Consider the following 17,420-nt stretch of genomic DNA (forward strand, 5'->3'; position numbering starts at 1 on the left):
TCACCCTCATGCCTGCAAACATGTTGGTCGTCGCAATATTCCGCAGAAAGCAAAATGTCGCCCACGGCCTCCGTGGTTCTCCGACCATGAACAAAGTTCCTGGAGCCCGGCCGGGGTGCATCCGGCGGTCCCGCATCGCGGTTCCAATCGAAGCGCCGGATCCGCTCGACGGCATGTGCCTTGCTTGCCGATCACGGGCAAGCAACCATGGGCGCCTCATGCTCGGCATTCCCCGCCGCTACTCGCATTTCGTCTTCGGCATCATCCAGTCCGGGCTGACCTCGCTGATCGCGGCGGGGATCGCCAGCTTTCCCGCCGGCAGCCCGATGCTCTTCGTGCGGCACTGGATGGTGTCCTGGCTGATCGCATGGGCCGCGATGCTGCCGGTCGTGCTGCTGGCGGCGCCCGCGATCCGCGCCTTCTCGCTGCGCCTGACGCAGGAGGAGCAGGAGCCCCGCGCTGGCCGGTAGCCGGGCGACCCTAGCCGGCTGGCTGACGACAGCCTGACAGGCGGACCGCCGGCAGGTGCGCGATCGAAAGGCCGCACACTGGCCCCGTACCGGTCCCAATTTCGACATCCGTCCGCACCACTGCGGACACACCCGTCGGCAAGATTTTATCCGTTCGGCGCAGCCATGGGGGAAACGTGGCGCGCCGGAAACGGGGTGGCATCATATGGATAACGTAGAGCGGTCATTCGCCGCCGCGACGGCGGCTGGCTTCGTCGTGCTGGTGATAGGTCTGGTTCTGCTGGCGGTGCTCTAGCAGGCGCTGCTGCAGACGGAACTGACGTGCTGGGCCGTCCTATCGAAGGCGCCGGCGCGCCTTGCCTCTCAAAAGTGGCAAAACAACCCCATGCACAGTAGGGATCCTGGCGATTTCATCGCTTCGCCAATGGTTGCTGGTAGTATTTAGCTACCTGGTGCATCCGCGGTCGCGGCGCCCCGACCGGCGATGCCGATCGGAGGTTCCGGGCAAGGAACAGAGCGGAGTGCCGCATCGCGGGCGGGCCTGGCCCGCTCCGGACGGCGGTCCTGGCAGTGCCTAATGAACCTTGATCTCGTTCAGCGGCAGACGGAGCTCGGCGGCGCGCTCTTCGCGGTCCTTCTTGCGGAACTCGTTTTCCTTGCGCTCGAACTTCACCATCTCCTCGTGGGCGGCGTCCAGCAGCGGCTTTCGCCTCAGCGTATCGTGGTGCGTGTCGTTGTTCGTCATGACCAGAGATCCCCAAAAGTTGCGGTCCCATCCCCACAGAAGGCCCGAGACCGCGAAAAGGTTCGGTGCCGCAGGATTACGGAAACATGACGGCGCCCTGGTCGCGCGTCGTTGATCCCGGTCATGGTCGCGTCGAGGAACCCGGCGTAGGCGACTATTCCGGCGGCTGCAGCCCCGGCGATTTGACCCAATCGTTCAGATGATTGGCAACGTCGGCCTGGCGCGCCTTCTTGAGCAGCGCGTCCCGCTCCGGCCCGGGAGGTAGCTTGGACGCCTGCTCGCGGACCTGCTTCACCCATGCGGACAGCCGGTCCTGAAGGGTCAGTTGCTGCTTGAAACGTCGTCGCTTGAACATGGCGCGCTCTTTCCGTGCGATGAGGCGGGAGCGCGAGGTGAGCGTTCTCATCACCGATAGTGGCCGGGGTCCGCGCGGTGATGATGCATTAGGATCCGGAAATGGATCCGCGTCTGTTCAGTTGTGCACGCAGAGCAAAGCGGGGAGCGTGACGATCCAGCATGGCTGGTTTGTCAGAGGTTGATTTATCAACCGAAAGAGGCCGCCAGACGAGGCGGCCTCCGGTCATCCCAGGAACTTGCCACCAGGGCACCGAATGAGGTTGCGGTGACGGCGAGGAAGGCCACGAAATACCATAGGCGATGCATGCCGCGGCAACGCGGACGCGCAGCCATGGTTCATGAAGCTGTTTCGAACAGCTCTGTGGTCTTCTGGTCCAGTCGGCAAGACAAAAACCCTTGGGGCTGTCCTAATTAGGACACCCGCAGAGACAGATTAGAACAGTTAGAGAATTCTCCCCTTGAAGCGGATTGGCTGGGCCATTTTGATTTCCATCGCATCGGGTTTGGCTTTCGTCTTGTTGACGAAGCCGAATTGTTTCCGCGGTACCGAGCGCCTGACGCTAACCGGCTGGGAATGTGTTCAGGACAGGCCGCCGCTTTGACACTGCTGAGGGAAATTAGGGCAAAGGGGAAAACCCGCAAAAGAACATATTGCGAACTGAGAACAAATGGGGTACATTGCTTTTATCGCCGAGCTGCCTCGCAACCGTTTGTCCCTCACGCGAATCCTCGCCATAAGGAGCACGACCCAATGTCCGCAACTGCCCTGCGTATCGTCGAAGGATCTTCCATGGACAAGAGTAAAGCTCTGGCCGCCGCGCTCTCCCAGATCGAGCGGCAGTTCGGCAAGGGCTCGGTGATGAAGCTCGGCAAGAACGACCGCTCCATGGACATCGAGGCGGTGTCCTCCGGGTCGCTCGGGCTCGATATCGCGCTCGGCATCGGCGGCCTGCCCAAGGGACGCATCGTCGAGATCTACGGGCCGGAATCCTCGGGCAAGACCACGCTGGCGCTGCATACGGTGGCGGAAGCGCAGAAGAAGGGCGGCATCTGCGCCTTCATCGACGCCGAGCACGCGCTCGATCCGGTCTATGCCCGCAAGCTCGGCGTCAACATCGACGAGCTCCTGATCTCGCAGCCCGACACCGGCGAGCAGGCGCTGGAGATTTGCGACACCCTGGTGCGCTCGGGCGCCGTCGACGTTCTCGTGGTCGATTCGGTGGCGGCGCTGGTGCCGAAGGCCGAGCTCGAAGGCGAGATGGGCGATGCGCTGCCGGGACTTCAAGCGCGGTTGATGAGCCAGGCGCTGCGCAAGCTGACGGCCTCCATCAACAAGTCCAACACCATGGTGATCTTCATCAACCAGATCCGCATGAAGATCGGTGTGATGTACGGCTCGCCGGAAACCACCACCGGCGGCAATGCGCTGAAATTCTACGCCTCCGTCCGCCTCGACATCCGCCGCATCGGCGCGATCAAGGAGCGCGACGAGGTGGTCGGCAACACCACGCGCGTCAAGGTGGTCAAGAACAAGCTGGCCCCGCCCTTCAAGCAGGTCGAGTTCGACATCATGTACGGCGAGGGCGTCTCCAAGATGGGCGAGATCCTCGATCTCGGCGTCAAGGCCGGTATCGTCGAGAAGTCCGGCGCCTGGTTCTCCTATGACAGCCAGCGCCTCGGCCAGGGCCGCGAGAACGCCAAAGCGTTCCTCAAGGGCAACCCCGACATCACCGCCAAGATCGAGACCGCGATCCGCCAGAATTCCGGTTTGATCGCCGAGCAGATTCTGGCCGGCACGCCGGAGCGCGACGCCGACGGCGAGGAGCCGGCGGACGAGTAAGACCTAACGCGAAAATTTTTCGCGAGGAGCGGGCACTGAGGACGTTGAGTTGCCGACGTCTTCGGTGCCCGTTTCGTTTTGCGTCGCGTTGATCAGGTGGTGCGATGAAGCGGCTGATCTTGACTGGCTGGGGCGGCGGGAGTGATCTCGGTCGATCGGGGTTGGCCGAGATCGTCATACCTTTCCATTTTCAATTTGAGTGGGGGCCGCTCCCGCCGGCGGAAAAGCTCTCAGCTTATTTGGCTGCCCAAACCGCAGAGCTAGGCCATGCCGAACATTGGTCGGATTGGGTCCGCTGGTCCCGCGGCGCCAAGGGCCGCAAATTGTCGCTGGCCGAATTTTGCGAGCCGTATGACGAGATCGAACTCTGGTTCGGAGCGACTCCGCGCGACCAATTGCAACTGGTCTGGTTGCTCGATCACCTCAGCAGCTATCCTGCGCTAGCGCAGAAGCTCGGGCTGCGATTGCTGGACTCCGATCTGTTTTTCAGTCCCGATTATGATTTCGCCAAGGGCGAGCCCCATATTCCTGTTATGGACGTTGCTGCGGAGGAGTTCGAGACTGCCAAGTTGGCGTGGTCGGCCTATCGCGCGCGGACGCCTGAGGCTTGCATGGATTTGCTTCACCGCGATCTGAGTGCCTTGCTGATGCTGCGGCCGGTTTTGCTCGATCTGCTGGCGGAACTGCCGTCACCCAGGACCGGGCTTGGTGCGACCGAGACGCGATTGCTTGAGATGCTTGCCAGAGGGTTTGCCAACACGAACGGGTTGTTTCACCTGCGCTCGCAGCGGCGTACCTATGTGTTCGGAGAATTTGAGTTGGGCTCGTTGCTTGAGGGGCTAGCGCTCGGCCCGAGGCCGGCCGTGGCCGGCTTGGGCGACGAACTGCGCACGATCGACCCTAAGAATTTGAGGGCTCGGCATGAAGTCTATCTGCGCAGCCGCCTTTCGCTGACCGAGTTCGGGAAGGCTGTCCTGGCGGGCCATGACGACTTCAGCCGTTACAATCCGATCGATCGTTGGTGGGGTGGCACGCATCTGACCAACGATCGGCTGTGGCGCTCCGGCCCTGTCCTGACGATGCCCTGAGAGGCTGACGTGACGCGGCTCATTGTGACAACAGATTCGTCCGCCGCCGGCGCGATACAGCGGGCCGGCCTTGCCGACCTCGTCCTTGCGATCGAGCGTCGCTTGGTCTGGGGACCGCCGCCCACGCAAACGGAATGCCAGGCATTCTTCTCCCCGCGCGTGGCTCAGCCGAACGGCCTGCACTGGCTCGACGACACGCCGGTTTGGCGCCTGGAAAGGTCTGGGGTGAAGGGGCGCGGACTGATTGATCTGTTGTCCGAATGTGGCTCGGCCGAACTATGGATGGGGCCAGAGCCGAACGCACAATTACTTCTGCTCTGGCTACTCGACCATTGCGGCATCGAGGAAGCGGCATTGTCCAAGCTCGCGATACGTCACCTGGACCTTGCCGTAGGCGATGTCGCGCCAACGCAACTGGCGAAGCTGAACCCACCGATTGTCAAGCTCACGAAAGATCACCTTGAACTGGCTGGTCGCGCCTGGCGAGCTTACCGTGCGCCGACGCCGCAGGCCTGGTTCGATCTCCTCGAAACGGATTTGCGCCTGCTTCCGCAGCTCGAGCGTTGCGTCGTTGATCTGCTCGAAGAGCTTCCCAACGTGACCAGCGGCCTTGGGGCCACGGAAACGCGGATTCTGGAATTGATCGCGCCGGGCGAGGTGCAGCCCTTTGATGTGTTCCCGGGATATCAGAAGCCCAACGAGCGTCGCGTCTTCGATTACTGGGAAGTTGGCGCCCTGCTTGATGGACTAGCACGATGCGAGAGGGCAGCGGTCGCTGGACTGGACGAAGGCCCGTTTTCCCTGGAGATGCACGACGATTCGAGCCGCCTCCAGCGGTACAAGCAATCCCGCTTGTCGCTCACCGCGTTCGGCAAAGCGGTGCTTGGCGGCGATGAAAACTTTTGCCGCCATAACCGAATCGATCGCTGGTGGGGCGGCATCCATCTGACCAACGACCGGCTGTGGCAGTGGGACCCCGAGGCCCTCTCACTCATCGCGCCTGATTAGTGCGTAACTCTTCGCTCAGAGTGTTCTTGTATTGTATCATTTCGAGAGGCAATCGTGTCACATTTGATCCTGGCAACGAACGATCGTGCGGAGGACACACTTCGCCAGTCCGGCGTTGCGAACGTCGCGCTCGGGTTCTATCCGCGGTTCGTCTTGGGGGAACTGCCTTCCGACGAGCAACTCTTGAGGGGCCTGGAGCGCCGATCGGAAAAGCACCGCAATCCCGGCGATCATTGGCTCGATGACGTTTGTCGCGGTGCACTCGACGGCTTCGGCACGCGCGATATTGGTTTGTTCGAGCTGTGCGAGAAGTTCGACTCAATTGAAATATGGGTGGATGCTCGGCCCAATGATCAACTTGTGCTCGTCTGGCTGCTGGACCTGATTCGTCCTCACAGGGAGATCACGAGCAAGCTGAGCCTGGTGCATGCGGACGATACTATTGCCAACAATACCCCGGAGTCTGTCGCAAAATGGAAGCTGCCGGCCTTCAAGGTGACCGAGAACCATTTGGTGACGGCAAGCCGCGCCTGGCGGGCCTATCGGGCTGAAACGCCAGAATCCTGTTTCGATCTGCTCATGACGGATCTGATGCTCCTGCCGAGACTTCGATCGGCGCTAATCGCGGTGCTCGAAGAGCTTCCGGACAGCGTGACGGGACTCGGTGCAACTGAAATGGATCTGCTGGATTCTGTGAACGACGGGCAAACCGACCCAAGGCTCGTCCAACACGCGAGATGGCTTCGCGATGTATTCGGCGAAAACGACGCGCGTGACGCTTTGCTCGAGCTGGGGGCGTATTCGGCGCCGTCGCTCTTATTGGGCGATCCGGCGTTCGACAATGAGGATCGTTACTTCGGCAGGAGTGAGTGGAGGCTCACGCTGACTGAACTCGGGCGTTCACTTCTCGCCCGCGAAGACGATATGTGGCGGCACAATGCCATTAAACGATGGTGGGGTGGGACCGAGTTGACCAACGAACGGCTGTGGCGGTGGGATCGCGAAAGCCGATTGCTGGTTGCGCCCTAGGTCAGCTTCGTAGGATGGACTAGTCTTACTGAGTCACTCGGCCGCGCCGCGAGAAGTGTTATCGGTCCGGCAGCGCGGATGAGGCCACTGCTTGACTATTGTACCGGCCTGATGCTGCCGGTGAACAAGGGCGCGTCGACGATGAAGCGTGTGATTCTGACTAGTTCGTCCGGCGTTGGTCTCACCTATGCTGGTCGTGCTGACATGGTCGTCCCGTTGATCTTTCGGTTCGTTTGGGGGCCGTTGCCTACGTCGCACCACCTCGAGGACTATCTTACGGGAGGCTATTACAGGGGCGATCCGGAGGTGCGGTGGTCCGATCTTGTTGGCCGGTTGCCTCAGACCGGTCTCGCGCACAAGGAGACTGGCCTGGTTTGGTTTTGCGAGACCTATGGCGTCGAGTTCATCGAGCTGTGGTTCGACCCTGAGCCTAACAGTCAATTGCAACTCATCTGGATCCTGGACTATTTGCGGTCCCATCCATCGATCACCCATTGTCTTAGACTGCGACGGGTCAATTTCGATCTGCGCGAAGCGGACGGCCCGCAACTTCGCGATCGTACGGTGCGGGAATCGGAGATCGCAGAGTGCGACTTCGAGATAGCCAACATGGCCTGGGAGGCGTATCGGGCGCCGACGCCTGAACTCTGCTTCGGGTTGCTGACAAGGGATTTACCAAGGCTACCTTTCCTGAAGCCGGCTCTGGAAGCGTTGCTAGCTGAACTGCCGTCACCAATCACCGGATTGGGCGCGACGGAGGCGCGGCTTATCGAGCTGATTGCAAGGGGGCACAATCGTACAAAAGAACTGTTTCAGCCGGGCGGGCTGCTCGAAACGCGCGTGTTCGACCAGTGGGAGCTGGGTCCGTTGCTCGAAGGGCTTGCGTCGGGCCCGATGCCGGCGGTCGCAGGTCTCGATCCGAAACTCGCGACGCTCGCCCCACACGATGCGCGAGGTCGCAACGCCGCCTATCGTCGGAGCCGGTTGTCGCTGACCGAATTTGGCAAAGCGGTTCTGGAAGGCCGCGAAGATTTCCGTCGCCACAATCCGATTCGACGTTGGTGGGGCGGCACGCTGCTCACCAATGAACGGCTGTGGCGGTGGGATCGCGAAAGCCGGTTGCTGATTGCGCCTTAGCGGCGCGTTCGGCGCCGTAGGGTGGATTAGCCGAAGGCGCAATCCACCACTGTTTAGGTGGGTTACGCGTCGCGGACTGCGCTTTGCGCAGCCGCGAGGCTAACCCACCCTACAAAGCTTACTCCGCGGCTTCTGCGTAATCGCTCACCGGCGGGCAGGAGCACACCAGGTTGCGGTCGCCATAGACGTTGTCGACGCGGCCGACGGGGCACCAATATTTGTCGGTGCGCGAGACGCCGTCGGGGAAACACCCCTCGCTGCGGGTGTAGGCGCGCTTCCAATCGTCGTCGGCGATGTCGTGCACGGTGTGCGGGGCGTGGCGCAAGGGCGAGGCTGCGATCTCAAAGCGGCCGGCCTCGACCTCGGCGATCTCCTTCCGGATCGCGATCATGGCGTCGCAAAAACGATCCAGCTCGGCCTTGGATTCCGATTCGGTCGGCTCGATCATCAGTGTGCCCGGGACCGGGAAGCTCATGGTCGGGGCGTGGAAGCCGTAGTCGATCAGGCGCTTTGCGATGTCGTCGACGGTGACGCCGCTCGTCGTTTTCAGCGGACGGGGATCGACGATGCACTCATGCGCGACGCGGCCCTTCGCGTTCTTGTAGAGCACCGGGAAGTGCGGATCGAGGCGCGCTGCGATGTAATTGGCGTTGAGGATCGCGATCTCGGTGGCGCGCTTCAGGCCCTCGCCGCCCATCATCAGGATGTAGATGTAGGAGATGGTGAGGATCGAGGCCGAGCCGAACGGCGCGGCCGAGACCGGACCGACCGGCGCGTCTGCCTTCGTCGCGGGGTGGCCAGGGAGGAACGGCGCGAGATGCGCCTTGACGCCGATCGGGCCCATGCCGGGGCCGCCGCCGCCATGCGGGATGCAGAAGGTCTTGTGCAGGTTGAGATGGCTGACATCGGCGCCGTAGTCGCCGGGCCTGGAAAGGCCGACCTGCGCATTGAGATTGGCTCCGTCGAGATACACCTGGCCGCCATGGCCGTGCACGATGTCGCAGATCTCGCTTATATGCTCCTCGAACACGCCGTGCGTCGAGGGATAGGTGATCATGACCGCGGCGAGATCGTTTGCATGCTTCTCCGCCTTGGCGCGGAGATCATTGACGTCGACGTCGCCGTTCTTCTCGCAAGACACCACCACCACGTCCATGCCGACCATCGCGGCCGAGGCCGGATTGGTGCCGTGGGCGGAGGAGGGGATCAGGCAGATCTTGCGATGGCCCTGTCCGCGCGCGGCATGATAGCCGCGGATCGCGAGCAGCCCGGCATATTCGCCCTGCGCGCCCGAGTTCGGCTGCAGCGAGATCGCGTCATAGCCGGTGATGTCGCAGAGCCATTTCTCCAGGCGTGCGAACAGCGCGTGATAGCCGGCCGCCTGCTCGCGCGGGGCGAACGGATGCAGCGAGCCGAATTCCGGCCAGGTCAACGGCATCATCTCGGTGGTCGCGTTCAGCTTCATGGTGCAGGATCCCAGCGGGATCATGGCGCGGTCAAGCGCGAGGTCGCGGTCACTGAGCTTGCGCATGTAGCGCAGCATCTCGGTCTCCGAGCGGTGCGCATGGAACACCGGATGGGTCAGGAATGCGGTGGCGCGCTTCAACGCGTCCGGCAGCGCCTCGCGCGTCTCGGCGTCGATCTCGGCATAGGCAAGCTTGCCGCCGAAGGCGCGCCAGACTGCTTCAATCGTCGCAGGCGTCGTGGTCTCGTCGAGCGCGATGCGAAGAGCCGTATCGCTGACGCCGAGATTGATCTTCTCGCTTGCTGCCCGCGCGACGATCTCGGCGCGCTTGCCGCCGGCATCGACGCTCAGCGTGTCAAAGAAGCTGTCCGATTGCGGCGCGAAGCCGAGCTTGCGCAGGCCGGTCGCGAGCACGGCGGTGCGGCGGTGGACGTTGCGCGCGATCTGCGTGAGGCCCTCGGGGCCGTGATAGACCGCGTACATCGAGGCGATCACGGCGAGCAGCACCTGCGCGGTGCAGATGTTGGATGTCGCCTTCTCGCGGCGGATGTGCTGCTCGCGGGTCTGCAGCGCGAGCCGATAGGCCGGCGCACCGCGGGAATCGACGGAGAGGCCGACGATGCGGCCGGGCAGCGAACGCTTCAGCGCATCGCGCACCGCCATATAGGCGGCGTGCGGCCCGCCATAGCCCATCGGCACGCCGAAGCGCTGGGCCGAGCCGATGGCGATGTCGGCCCCGAGCTCGCCGGGCGAGGCGAGCAGCGTCAGCGCCAGGAGGTCGGCGGCTAGAATCGCGAGTGCGCCCTTGGCCTTCAGCGCGGCGATCGCGGGCCTGAGGTCGCGCAACGCGCCCGAAGAACCGGGGTATTGCAGCAGCGCACCGAGCACGTCCGATTTGTCGAGATCGGTGAGGGGATCGCCGACGACCAGAGTCCACCCCAGCGGCTCGGCGCGGGTGCGCATCACGGCCAGCGTCTGCGGATGCACGTCCTTGTCGACGAAGAAGGCCCTTGCCTTGACCTGCGAGTGGCGCTCGGCGAGCGCCATGGCTTCGGCCGCCGCGGTGGCTTCATCGAGCAGCGAGGCGTTGGCGACGTCGAGCCCGGTGAGGTCGCAGATCATGGTCTGGAAGTTGAGCAGCGCTTCCAGCCGGCCCTGGCTGATCTCCGGCTGGTAGGGCGTATAGGCCGTGTACCAGGCCGGGTTCTCCAGGATGTTGCGCTGGATCACCGCAGGCAGGATGGTGCCTGAATAGCCCTGGCCGATCAGCGAGGTGAAGACCTGGTTTTGACGCGCAAGCTCGGTCATGTGCGCGATCGCCTCGGTCTCGCTCAAGGGCTTGCCCAGATCGAGCGGGGCGGCCTGCCGGATCGAGGCCGGCAAGGTCTCCGCGATCAGCGCATCGACGCTCTTGGCGCCGACTGTCTCGAGCATGGCGGTGACATCGCGCGCCGATGGGCCGATGTGGCGGCGGACGAAGGAGGTGGCGGTGTCGCCGTTGGACTTGCGGTGCGCGGTCATCATTGGGTCCTCGCTTCAGATTTCGCTGTCAGTGTCATGCCCCGCGAAGGCGGGGCATCCAGTACTCTCCAGCAGCGCGGATTGAACCGAGGGGCCGCGGCGTACTGGATCACCCGCCTTCGCGGGTGATGACACTGAGCATGAGGTTAGACTTCGCTTCATCTCACGCCGTATGCGCCTTGTAGGCGGCTTCATCCATGAGGCCGCCGAGCTCGCTTCTGTCGGCAATCTTGATCTTGAAGAACCAGGCCTTGCCTTGCGCGTCCGAGTTCACCAGCGCCGGCTCGGATGCGAGCTCGGCGTTGGTCTCGAGCACTTCGCCAGAGATCGGCGCGTAGACGTCGGAGGCCGCCTTGACGGATTCGACGACCGCGGCGGCTTCGGCCTTCTTCAGCGCGCGGCCGACCTTGGGCAGCTCGACGAACACGACGTCGCCGAGCTGCTGCTGCGCGTAATCGGTGATGCCGACGGTGGCGACATCGCCGTCGATCGCCAGCCATTCGTGATCAGAGGTGTACAGCGTCGTGGTCATTTCGAATCCTCAGCGTTTGTAGGTGTTCTTGACGAAGGGCATGGCGGCGACCTGCAAGGGCAGTCGCTGGCCGCGCACCTCGGCGAAGAGTTTTGTGCCAAGCGCGCTCAGATTCGTGGGCACGTAGCCCATCGCAACCGGCGCATTCAGGCTCGGGCCGAAGCCGCCCGAGGTGACTTGTCCGATCGGCTCGCCGCCCGCGTCATTCGCAAACAGCAGCGCGCCCTCGCGCACCGGCGCGCGGCCTTCGGCGCGCAAGCCGACGCGGCGGCGGGATGCGCCGCCATCGAAATGGGCGAGGATCTTCGCAGCGCCGGGAAAGCCGCCGGCGCGTGCACCGCCGCTGCGGCGGCTTTTCTGCACCGACCATTCCAGCGCGGCCTCGGCCGGCGTGGTCGTGGCGTCGATGTCGTGACCGTACAGGCAGAGCCCGGCTTCCAGCCGCAGGCTGTCGCGGGCCCCGAGGCCGATCGGCAGCACGTCGGGATTTTCCAGCAGCATCTTTGCGAGGCGTTCGGCATCGCCTGCTGGAACCGAGATCTCGAAGCCGTCCTCGCCGGTGTAGCCGGAGCGCGAGACGAAGCACTTGATGCCGGCAACCTCGTGCGGGCCGGCATCCATGAACTTCATGCCTGATACCTCTGCACAGAATTTCGCCAGCGCCGCTTCCGCCTTCGGGCCCTGCAACGCGATCAGCGCGCGGTCGGCAAGCTGCTCGATCACGCAGGCGTCGGACAGGTTCGCGCGCAGATGCGCCTCGTCCTCGGCCTTGCAGGCGGCGTTGACGACCAGGAACAGGTGATCGCCGAAATTGGCGACCATCAGATCGTCGAGAATGCCGCCGTCGTCATTGGTGAATTGGGCGTAGCGCTGCCGCCCTGCGGCGATCGCCACGATATCCTGCGGCACCAGCCGCTCCAGCGCGCGGGCGGCGTCCTCCACATTACCGGATTTCGGCCGGAGCGCGAGCTGGCCCATGTGGGAGACGTCGAACAGGCCCGCTTTGGTGCGGGTATGGAGGTGCTCCTTCAAGACGCCCGCGGGGTACTGCACGGGCATGTCATAGCCCGCGAACGGCACCATCTTGCCCCCCAGGGACACATGGAGGTCGTAGAGGGGGGTGCGTTTCAGGGAGTCTTGGTCGTGCGCTAGCATCTTGAGGGCCCTCGGCGGTTCCTCGGGGAGGATTCCCCGATGGACACCAGTCGAAGCCCCATCTGTCGCTGTGCCTGAGAGTATTATCCCGTCGGCGGACGCTGTCCGGGCCTACACCCGTCGGCGCCTCTTTCCAGATGCTGTCAAAGCCACGCGGTCCTTTTGCCTGAGAGTTTCCGGGGCGGTTGCTCCTTCGGCGCCGGCTACCAGGTGCCGGTCTCTCCCGACGTGGCCGTACGATACAGATGGGTAGAGACCACAGCGGAGCCAAGCCTGTCAACGCGTCCGCGTGCCCTATCCAACGGGATTGCGCGCCTGCGGCAACCCTCTGATCTCCCTGCACAGTTTCTGGACAGCGAAGCTGGCCTTGTCTAAAAGCGCTTTGGCCCGCAGATATCAGCCTTAACGGTCCGGTTTGGACCGCGAAAAGCGGGCCCAAGCATACCCGATTGGATGAACATGAGCGGCGTCAACGAGATCAGGTCGACCTTTCTGAACTTCTTTGCCGAGAACGGCCACGAGATCGTGCCGTCCTCGCCCCTCGTGCCGCGCAACGACCCGACGTTGATGTTCACCAATGCCGGCATGGTGCAGTTCAAGAACGTCTTCACCGGCGTCGAGAAGCGGCCCTATCAGCGCGCCACCACCTCGCAGAAATGCGTGCGCGCCGGCGGCAAGCACAACGACCTCGACAATGTCGGCTACACCGCGCGCCATCTCACCTTCTTCGAGATGCTCGGCAATTTCTCGTTCGGCGATTACTTCAAGGAGCGCGCGATCGAGCTCGCCTGGAAGCTGATCACGAGCGAGTTCGGGCTGAAGAAGGACAAGCTGCTCGTCACCGTCTACCACACCGACGACGAGGCGGCCGGCCTGTGGAAGAAGATCGCCGGCTTCTCCGACGACCGCATCATCCGCATCCCGACCTCGGACAATTTCTGGGCGATGGGCGACACCGGGCCGTGCGGCCCGTGCTCGGAGATCTTCATCGACCGCGGCGAGCACATCTGGGGCGGTCCTCCGGGATCGCCGGAAGAGGACGGCGACCGCTTCCTCGAATTCTGGAATCTCGTGTTCATGCAATACGAGCAGGTGACGAAGGAGGAGCGCGTTAATCTGCCGCGTCCCTCGATCGACACCGGCATGGGCCTGGAGCGCATGGCCTGCATCCTCCAGGGCGTCGAGACCGTGTTCGAGACCGACCTGTTCAAGAACCTGATCGACGCGACCTCGTCCGCGCTCGGCAGCGGACCGAACGAGCAGAACGTCGGCTCGTTCCGCGTCATCGCCGATCACTTGCGCTCGTCCGCCTTCCTGGTCTCGGACGGCGTGCTGCCCTCGAACGAGGGCCGCGGCTATGTGCTGCGCCGGATCATGCGCCGGGCGATGCGCCATGCGCAGCTCTTGGGTGCCAAGGAGCCGCTGATGCACCGGCTGGTCTGGGCGCTGGTGCGCGAGATGGGCCAGGCCTATCCGGAATTGATGCGCGCGGAAAAGCTGATCGAGGAAACGCTGCGGCTGGAAGAGACCCGCTTCCGCAAGACTCTCTCGCGCGGCTTGGCCATCCTCGACGAGAAGAGCGCGTCCTTAAAGAAGGGCGACATGTTCGACGGCGACGTCGCCTTCACGCTCTACGACACCTACGGCTTCCCGCTCGACCTGACGCAGGACGCGCTGAAGTCGCGCGGCATCGGCGTCGACCAGGCGGCGTTCACTGACGCGATGGAGCGTCAGAAGGCCAAGGCGCGCGAGTCCTGGAAGGGCTCGGGTGAGGCGGCATCCGAGGCGATCTGGTTCCCGCTGCGCGAGAAGCTCGGCGCCACCGAATTCCTGGGTTACGAGACCGAGAGCGCCGAGGGCGTGGTCTCGGCGCTGGTCAAGGACGGCGCCGAGGTGACGAGCCTCAAGGCCGGCGAGACCGGCGCGATCGTGCTGAACCAGACGCCGTTCTATGCGGAGTCCGGCGGCCAGGTCGGCGACACCGGTGTGCTCTCGGGCGAGGGCGGCATCAAGGTTCGCGTCACCGATACGCAGAAGAAGCTCGGCGATCTCTTCGTCCATATCGGCACGGTCGAGAGTGGCGAAGTGAAGCTCGGCACGGCGCTGCAGCTCGAGGTGGATCACGCACGCCGCTCGACCATCCGCGCCCATCACTCGGCGACTCACATTATCCACGAGGCGCTGCGCCAGGTGCTCGGCGATCACATCGCCCAGCGCGGCTCGATGGTCGCGCCGGATCGGCTGCGCTTCGACTTCGTGCATCCGAAGCCGATCACGGCTGAGGAGCTCGCCCGGGTCGAGGACATCGCCAACGACGTGGTGTTGGAGAACGACGAGGTCACCACGCGCGTCATGGGCGTCGACGAGGCCCGCGAGGCTGGCGCGCGCGCGCTGTTCGGCGAGAAATATGGCGACGAGGTCCGCGTCGTCTCGATGGGCAGGACCGCGCGCGAGCGCGGCGCCAACGCGCTCGGCTGGTCGGTCGAGCTCTGCGGCGGCACCCATGTGAAGCGCACCGGCGATATCGGCCTGATCACGGTCACGAGCGAGAGCGCGGTCGCCTCCGGCGTGCGCCGGATCGAGGCGCTGACGGGCAACTACGCGCGAAAACATGCCAACGACACCATGGCGCTGGCGAAGATCGCGGCGAACGAGCTGCGCACCTCGCTCGACGACGTGCCGGCGCGCATCTCGGCGCTGATGGAGGAGCGCAAGAAGCTCGAGCGCGAACTCTCCGATGCCCGCAAGAAGCTGGCGATGGGCGGCGGCGCCGCAGCCGGCAACAACGGCGCAGCGTCGGGCGTGCGCGAGGCCGGCGGCGTCAAGCTGATGGCGCGTGCGGTCGAAGGCATCGAGATGAAGGATCTCAAGAGTCTCGCCGACGACGGCAAGAAGCAGATCGGCTCGGGCGTCGTCGCCATCGTCGGCGTCACCGGGGACGGCAAGGCCGGAATCGTGGTTGGCGTCACGCAGGACCTCACCGCGCGCTTCAACGCGGTCAATCTGGTCCGCATCGCCTCCGAGGCGCTCGGCGGCAAGGGCGGCGGCGGCCGGCCCGACATGGCCCAGGCCGGCGGCCCCGATGGCGCCAAGGCGTCCGAGGCCCTGAGCGCGATCGAAAAAGCGATGGCGGGCGCGTAAGGCGCGCGTCGCCAGGGTCGTCTCACCGGCTTCAATGGCATCGGCGTGGCACCTTGATCGCGCCGCGCGGTTCGGCCCGTAAAGCGATCAGCCCTTCTTCAGGAAGACGTAGTCGGCGGAGTAGGGCACGCTCCTGAATTCGCCGGCCTTGTCGCAGGCGCCGTCGAGCTTGCCGCCCTGGGTGTTGATGCGCTGGACCGTGGTGACAGGCGCAAGCACGCCGCTGCCGCGGTGAGTGGTGACGTCCAGCTTCAGCCAGGGGATGTCGGCTGCGGTCGCGCCCGGCGCATTGCCGACGGCTTTACCAGTCACGGCGCTGCCGTCGGCAAGCTCCCAGTTCGGGCCGGCATAATGGCGGCCGATGGTCTTGCTTTCGGACAGCAGCGTCGCGATCGGCTCGCGAAAAGCCCACGCGAGCTTGCCGTCGAGGCCAGCCTTGCACTCATAGACCTGCGCACCTTCGGCGTGGACGCTGAGCACGACGGTCTCGCCGGGGGCGGCGATCGCGTTGGGGAGTGGGTCGGCGGCGACAGCGAGCCCGGCCATTGCGGCGAGCAGGAGCAGGCAGGGGGTGGCAAGCTTGATGAACATGGCGGTCTCCGCGAATGCTCTCAAAAAAACGGGCCGCGCTGGTCGCGCGGCCCGTGATGATGTCTGGCTCCGTCGGGCGAAATTGCGGTCGACTTACGCCGCCAGCTCTTTCGTGAGGTTCTCGGCGACCTTGTCGAGGAAGCCGGTGGTCGAGAGCCAGCGCTGGTCGGCGCCGACCAGCAGCGCGAGGTCCTTGGTCATATAGCCGGCCTCGACGGTGTCGACGCAGACCTTCTCCAGCGTGGCCGCGAACTTGGCGAGCTCGGGGTTGTTGTCGAGCTTGGCGCGGTGCGACAGGCCTCTCGTCCAGGCGAAGATCGAGGCGATCGAGTTGGTCGAGGTCTCCTTGCCCTTCTGGTGCTCGCGGTAATGGCGGGTCACCGTGCCGTGGGCAGCTTCCGCCTCGACGGTCTTGCCGTCGGGGGTGAGCAGCACCGAGGTCATCAGGCCGAGCGAGCCGTAGCCCTGCGCGACCGTGTCGGACTGCACGTCGCCGTCGTAGTTCTTACAGGCCCAGACATAGCCGCCGGACCATTTCAGCGCCGAGGCCACCATGTCATCGATCAGGCGGTGCTCGTAGGTCAGGCCCTTGGCGTCGAACTCCTTCTTGAACTCGCGGTCGAAGATGTCCTGGAAGATGTCCTTGAAGCGCCCGTCATAGACCTTGAGGATCGTGTTCTTGGTCGACAGGTACACCGGGTAATTGCGCAGCAGGCCGTAATTGAAGGAGGCGCGGGCGAAGTCGATGATGGAATCGTCGAGATTGTACATCTCCATGGCGACGCCGGCGCCGGGCGCCTTGAACACTTCCTTCTCGATCACGGTGCCGTCCTCGCCGACGAACTTCAGCGAGAGGGTGCCCTTGCCGGGGAACTTGATGTCGGTGGCGCGGTACTGGTCGCCATAGGCGTGGCGGCCGATGATGATCGGCTTGGTCCAGCCGGGAACCAGGCGCGGCACGTTCTTGCAGATGATCGGCTCGCGGAAGATCACCCCGCCGAGAATGTTGCGGATGGTGCCGTTCGGCGACTTCCACATCTGCTTGAGATTGAACTCCTTCACCCGGGCTTCATCCGGGGTGATGGTGGCGCATTTGACGCCGACGCCGACCTTCTTGATCGCCTCGGCGGCGTCGATCGTCACCTGATCGTTGGTGTGGTCGCGGTATTCCATGCCCAGGTCGAAATAGAGCAGCTCGACATCGAGGAACGGGGTGATCAGCTTGTCCTTGATGTACTGCCAGATGATCCGGGTCATCTCGTCGCCATCGAGCTCGACGACGGGATTGGATACCTTGATTTTTGCCATGATCGGGGAAGCCTCTTGGGAACGGCGCTTTCG

14 protein-coding genes and 1 riboswitch are annotated in these 17,420 nt (G+C 64.0%); of the genes, 7 read left to right on the plus strand and 7 right to left on the minus strand.

The window, feature by feature from the left end; genetic code table 11:
- The first annotated feature begins 218 nt into the window (after positions 1-218).
- Complete coding sequence (locus tag I6F31_RS13055; RefSeq protein ID WP_109143204.1) at positions 219-470, plus strand: DUF2798 domain-containing protein; 252 nt, start codon at positions 219-221, stop codon at positions 468-470.
- A gap of 574 nt (positions 471-1,044) precedes the next feature.
- Here the strand turns inward: I6F31_RS13055 and I6F31_RS13060 are convergent.
- Both I6F31_RS13060 and I6F31_RS13065 read right to left on the minus strand, forming a co-directional pair.
- Positions 1,045-1,215 carry a hypothetical protein gene (locus I6F31_RS13060; protein WP_109143205.1) on the minus strand — a complete coding sequence of 57 codons (171 nt, stop codon included), beginning with the start codon at positions 1,213-1,215 and terminating at the stop codon, positions 1,045-1,047.
- A gap of 154 nt (positions 1,216-1,369) precedes the next feature.
- A complete protein-coding gene (locus tag I6F31_RS13065) occupies positions 1,370-1,570 on the minus strand; it encodes a hypothetical protein (RefSeq protein ID WP_225185502.1) in 201 nt (66 codons plus the stop codon).
- Positions 1,571-2,323: 753 nt separating this feature from the next.
- Between I6F31_RS13065 and recA the strand changes: the two genes are divergently transcribed.
- The 5 genes from recA to I6F31_RS13090 all read left to right on the plus strand — a co-directional run bounded on the left by recA (position 2,324) and on the right by I6F31_RS13090 (position 7,674).
- Complete coding sequence (recA, locus tag I6F31_RS13070) at positions 2,324-3,412, plus strand: recombinase RecA (protein WP_027577058.1); 1,089 nt, start codon at positions 2,324-2,326, stop codon at positions 3,410-3,412.
- 104 nt (positions 3,413-3,516) lie between these two features.
- A complete protein-coding gene (locus tag I6F31_RS13075; protein WP_036027870.1) occupies positions 3,517-4,500 on the plus strand; it encodes a hypothetical protein in 984 nt (327 codons plus the stop codon).
- 9 nt (positions 4,501-4,509) lie between these two features.
- Positions 4,510-5,508: a hypothetical protein gene (locus I6F31_RS13080; protein WP_036027868.1), complete on the plus strand. Its 999-nt coding sequence runs from the start codon at positions 4,510-4,512 to the stop codon at positions 5,506-5,508.
- Positions 5,509-5,562: 54 nt separating this feature from the next.
- Positions 5,563-6,537, plus strand: coding sequence for a hypothetical protein (locus tag I6F31_RS13085; RefSeq protein ID WP_036027867.1), 975 nt, complete (start codon positions 5,563-5,565; stop codon positions 6,535-6,537).
- A gap of 78 nt (positions 6,538-6,615) precedes the next feature.
- A complete protein-coding gene (locus tag I6F31_RS13090) occupies positions 6,616-7,674 on the plus strand; it encodes a hypothetical protein (protein WP_345944097.1) in 1,059 nt (352 codons plus the stop codon).
- Between the two features lie 118 nt (positions 7,675-7,792).
- Here the strand turns inward: I6F31_RS13090 and gcvP are convergent, their stop codons facing one another.
- The 3 genes from gcvP to gcvT all read right to left on the minus strand — a co-directional run bounded on the left by gcvP (position 7,793) and on the right by gcvT (position 12,347).
- Positions 7,793-10,660, minus strand: coding sequence for an aminomethyl-transferring glycine dehydrogenase (gcvP, locus tag I6F31_RS13095; protein ID WP_225132793.1), 2,868 nt, complete (start codon positions 10,658-10,660; stop codon positions 7,793-7,795).
- 163 nt (positions 10,661-10,823) lie between these two features.
- Positions 10,824-11,192, minus strand: coding sequence for a glycine cleavage system protein GcvH (gene gcvH, locus I6F31_RS13100; RefSeq protein ID WP_109143207.1), 369 nt, complete (start codon positions 11,190-11,192; stop codon positions 10,824-10,826).
- 9 nt (positions 11,193-11,201) lie between these two features.
- A complete protein-coding gene (gcvT, locus tag I6F31_RS13105) occupies positions 11,202-12,347 on the minus strand; it encodes a glycine cleavage system aminomethyltransferase GcvT (RefSeq protein WP_225185503.1) in 1,146 nt (381 codons plus the stop codon).
- Between the two features lie 145 nt (positions 12,348-12,492).
- A riboswitch (glycine riboswitch) is annotated at positions 12,493-12,583 on the minus strand.
- A 223-nt stretch (positions 12,584-12,806) separates the two neighbouring features.
- On the opposite strand from gcvT, the gene alaS reads away from it, so the two are divergent.
- On the plus strand, positions 12,807-15,488 hold the full coding sequence (alaS, locus tag I6F31_RS13110; protein WP_225185504.1) for an alanine--tRNA ligase: 2,682 nt from the start codon (positions 12,807-12,809) through the stop codon (positions 15,486-15,488).
- A gap of 87 nt (positions 15,489-15,575) precedes the next feature.
- Here the strand turns inward: alaS and I6F31_RS13115 are convergent, their stop codons facing one another.
- Positions 15,576-16,079 carry a DUF3455 domain-containing protein gene (locus tag I6F31_RS13115; protein ID WP_225147579.1) on the minus strand — a complete coding sequence of 168 codons (504 nt, stop codon included), beginning with the start codon at positions 16,077-16,079 and terminating at the stop codon, positions 15,576-15,578.
- Positions 16,080-16,172: 93 nt separating this feature from the next.
- Positions 16,173-17,387: an NADP-dependent isocitrate dehydrogenase gene (locus I6F31_RS13120; RefSeq protein ID WP_225114235.1), complete on the minus strand. Its 1,215-nt coding sequence runs from the start codon at positions 17,385-17,387 to the stop codon at positions 16,173-16,175.
- Positions 17,388-17,420 lie beyond the last annotated feature (33 nt).

This window comes from Bradyrhizobium sp. NBAIM01 (genome assembly GCF_020194115.1).
In the GTDB taxonomy this organism is placed as follows: domain Bacteria; phylum Pseudomonadota; class Alphaproteobacteria; order Rhizobiales; family Xanthobacteraceae; genus Bradyrhizobium; species Bradyrhizobium yuanmingense.

Excerpts from the sequence above, each read along its gene's own strand:
- I6F31_RS13055 (WP_109143204.1), top strand. The coding sequence starts at position 219 with ATGCTCGGCATTCCCCGCCGCTACTCGCATTTCGTCTTCGGCATCATC.
- I6F31_RS13060 (WP_109143205.1), bottom strand. The coding sequence starts at position 1,215 with ATGACGAACAACGACACGCACCACGATACGCTGAGGCGAAAGCCGCTG.
- I6F31_RS13065 (WP_225185502.1), bottom strand. The coding sequence starts at position 1,570 with ATGTTCAAGCGACGACGTTTCAAGCAGCAACTGACCCTTCAGGACCGG.
- recA (WP_027577058.1), top strand. The coding sequence starts at position 2,324 with ATGTCCGCAACTGCCCTGCGTATCGTCGAAGGATCTTCCATGGACAAG.
- I6F31_RS13075 (WP_036027870.1), top strand. The coding sequence starts at position 3,517 with ATGAAGCGGCTGATCTTGACTGGCTGGGGCGGCGGGAGTGATCTCGGT.
- I6F31_RS13090 (WP_345944097.1), top strand. The coding sequence starts at position 6,616 with ATGAGGCCACTGCTTGACTATTGTACCGGCCTGATGCTGCCGGTGAAC.
- gcvP (WP_225132793.1), bottom strand. The coding sequence starts at position 10,660 with ATGACCGCGCACCGCAAGTCCAACGGCGACACCGCCACCTCCTTCGTC.
- gcvH (WP_109143207.1), bottom strand. The coding sequence starts at position 11,192 with ATGACCACGACGCTGTACACCTCTGATCACGAATGGCTGGCGATCGAC.
- gcvT (WP_225185503.1), bottom strand. The coding sequence starts at position 12,347 with ATGCTAGCGCACGACCAAGACTCCCTGAAACGCACCCCCCTCTACGAC.
- alaS (WP_225185504.1), top strand. The coding sequence starts at position 12,807 with ATGAGCGGCGTCAACGAGATCAGGTCGACCTTTCTGAACTTCTTTGCC.
- I6F31_RS13115 (WP_225147579.1), bottom strand. The coding sequence starts at position 16,079 with ATGTTCATCAAGCTTGCCACCCCCTGCCTGCTCCTGCTCGCCGCAATG.
- I6F31_RS13120 (WP_225114235.1), bottom strand. The coding sequence starts at position 17,387 with ATGGCAAAAATCAAGGTATCCAATCCCGTCGTCGAGCTCGATGGCGAC.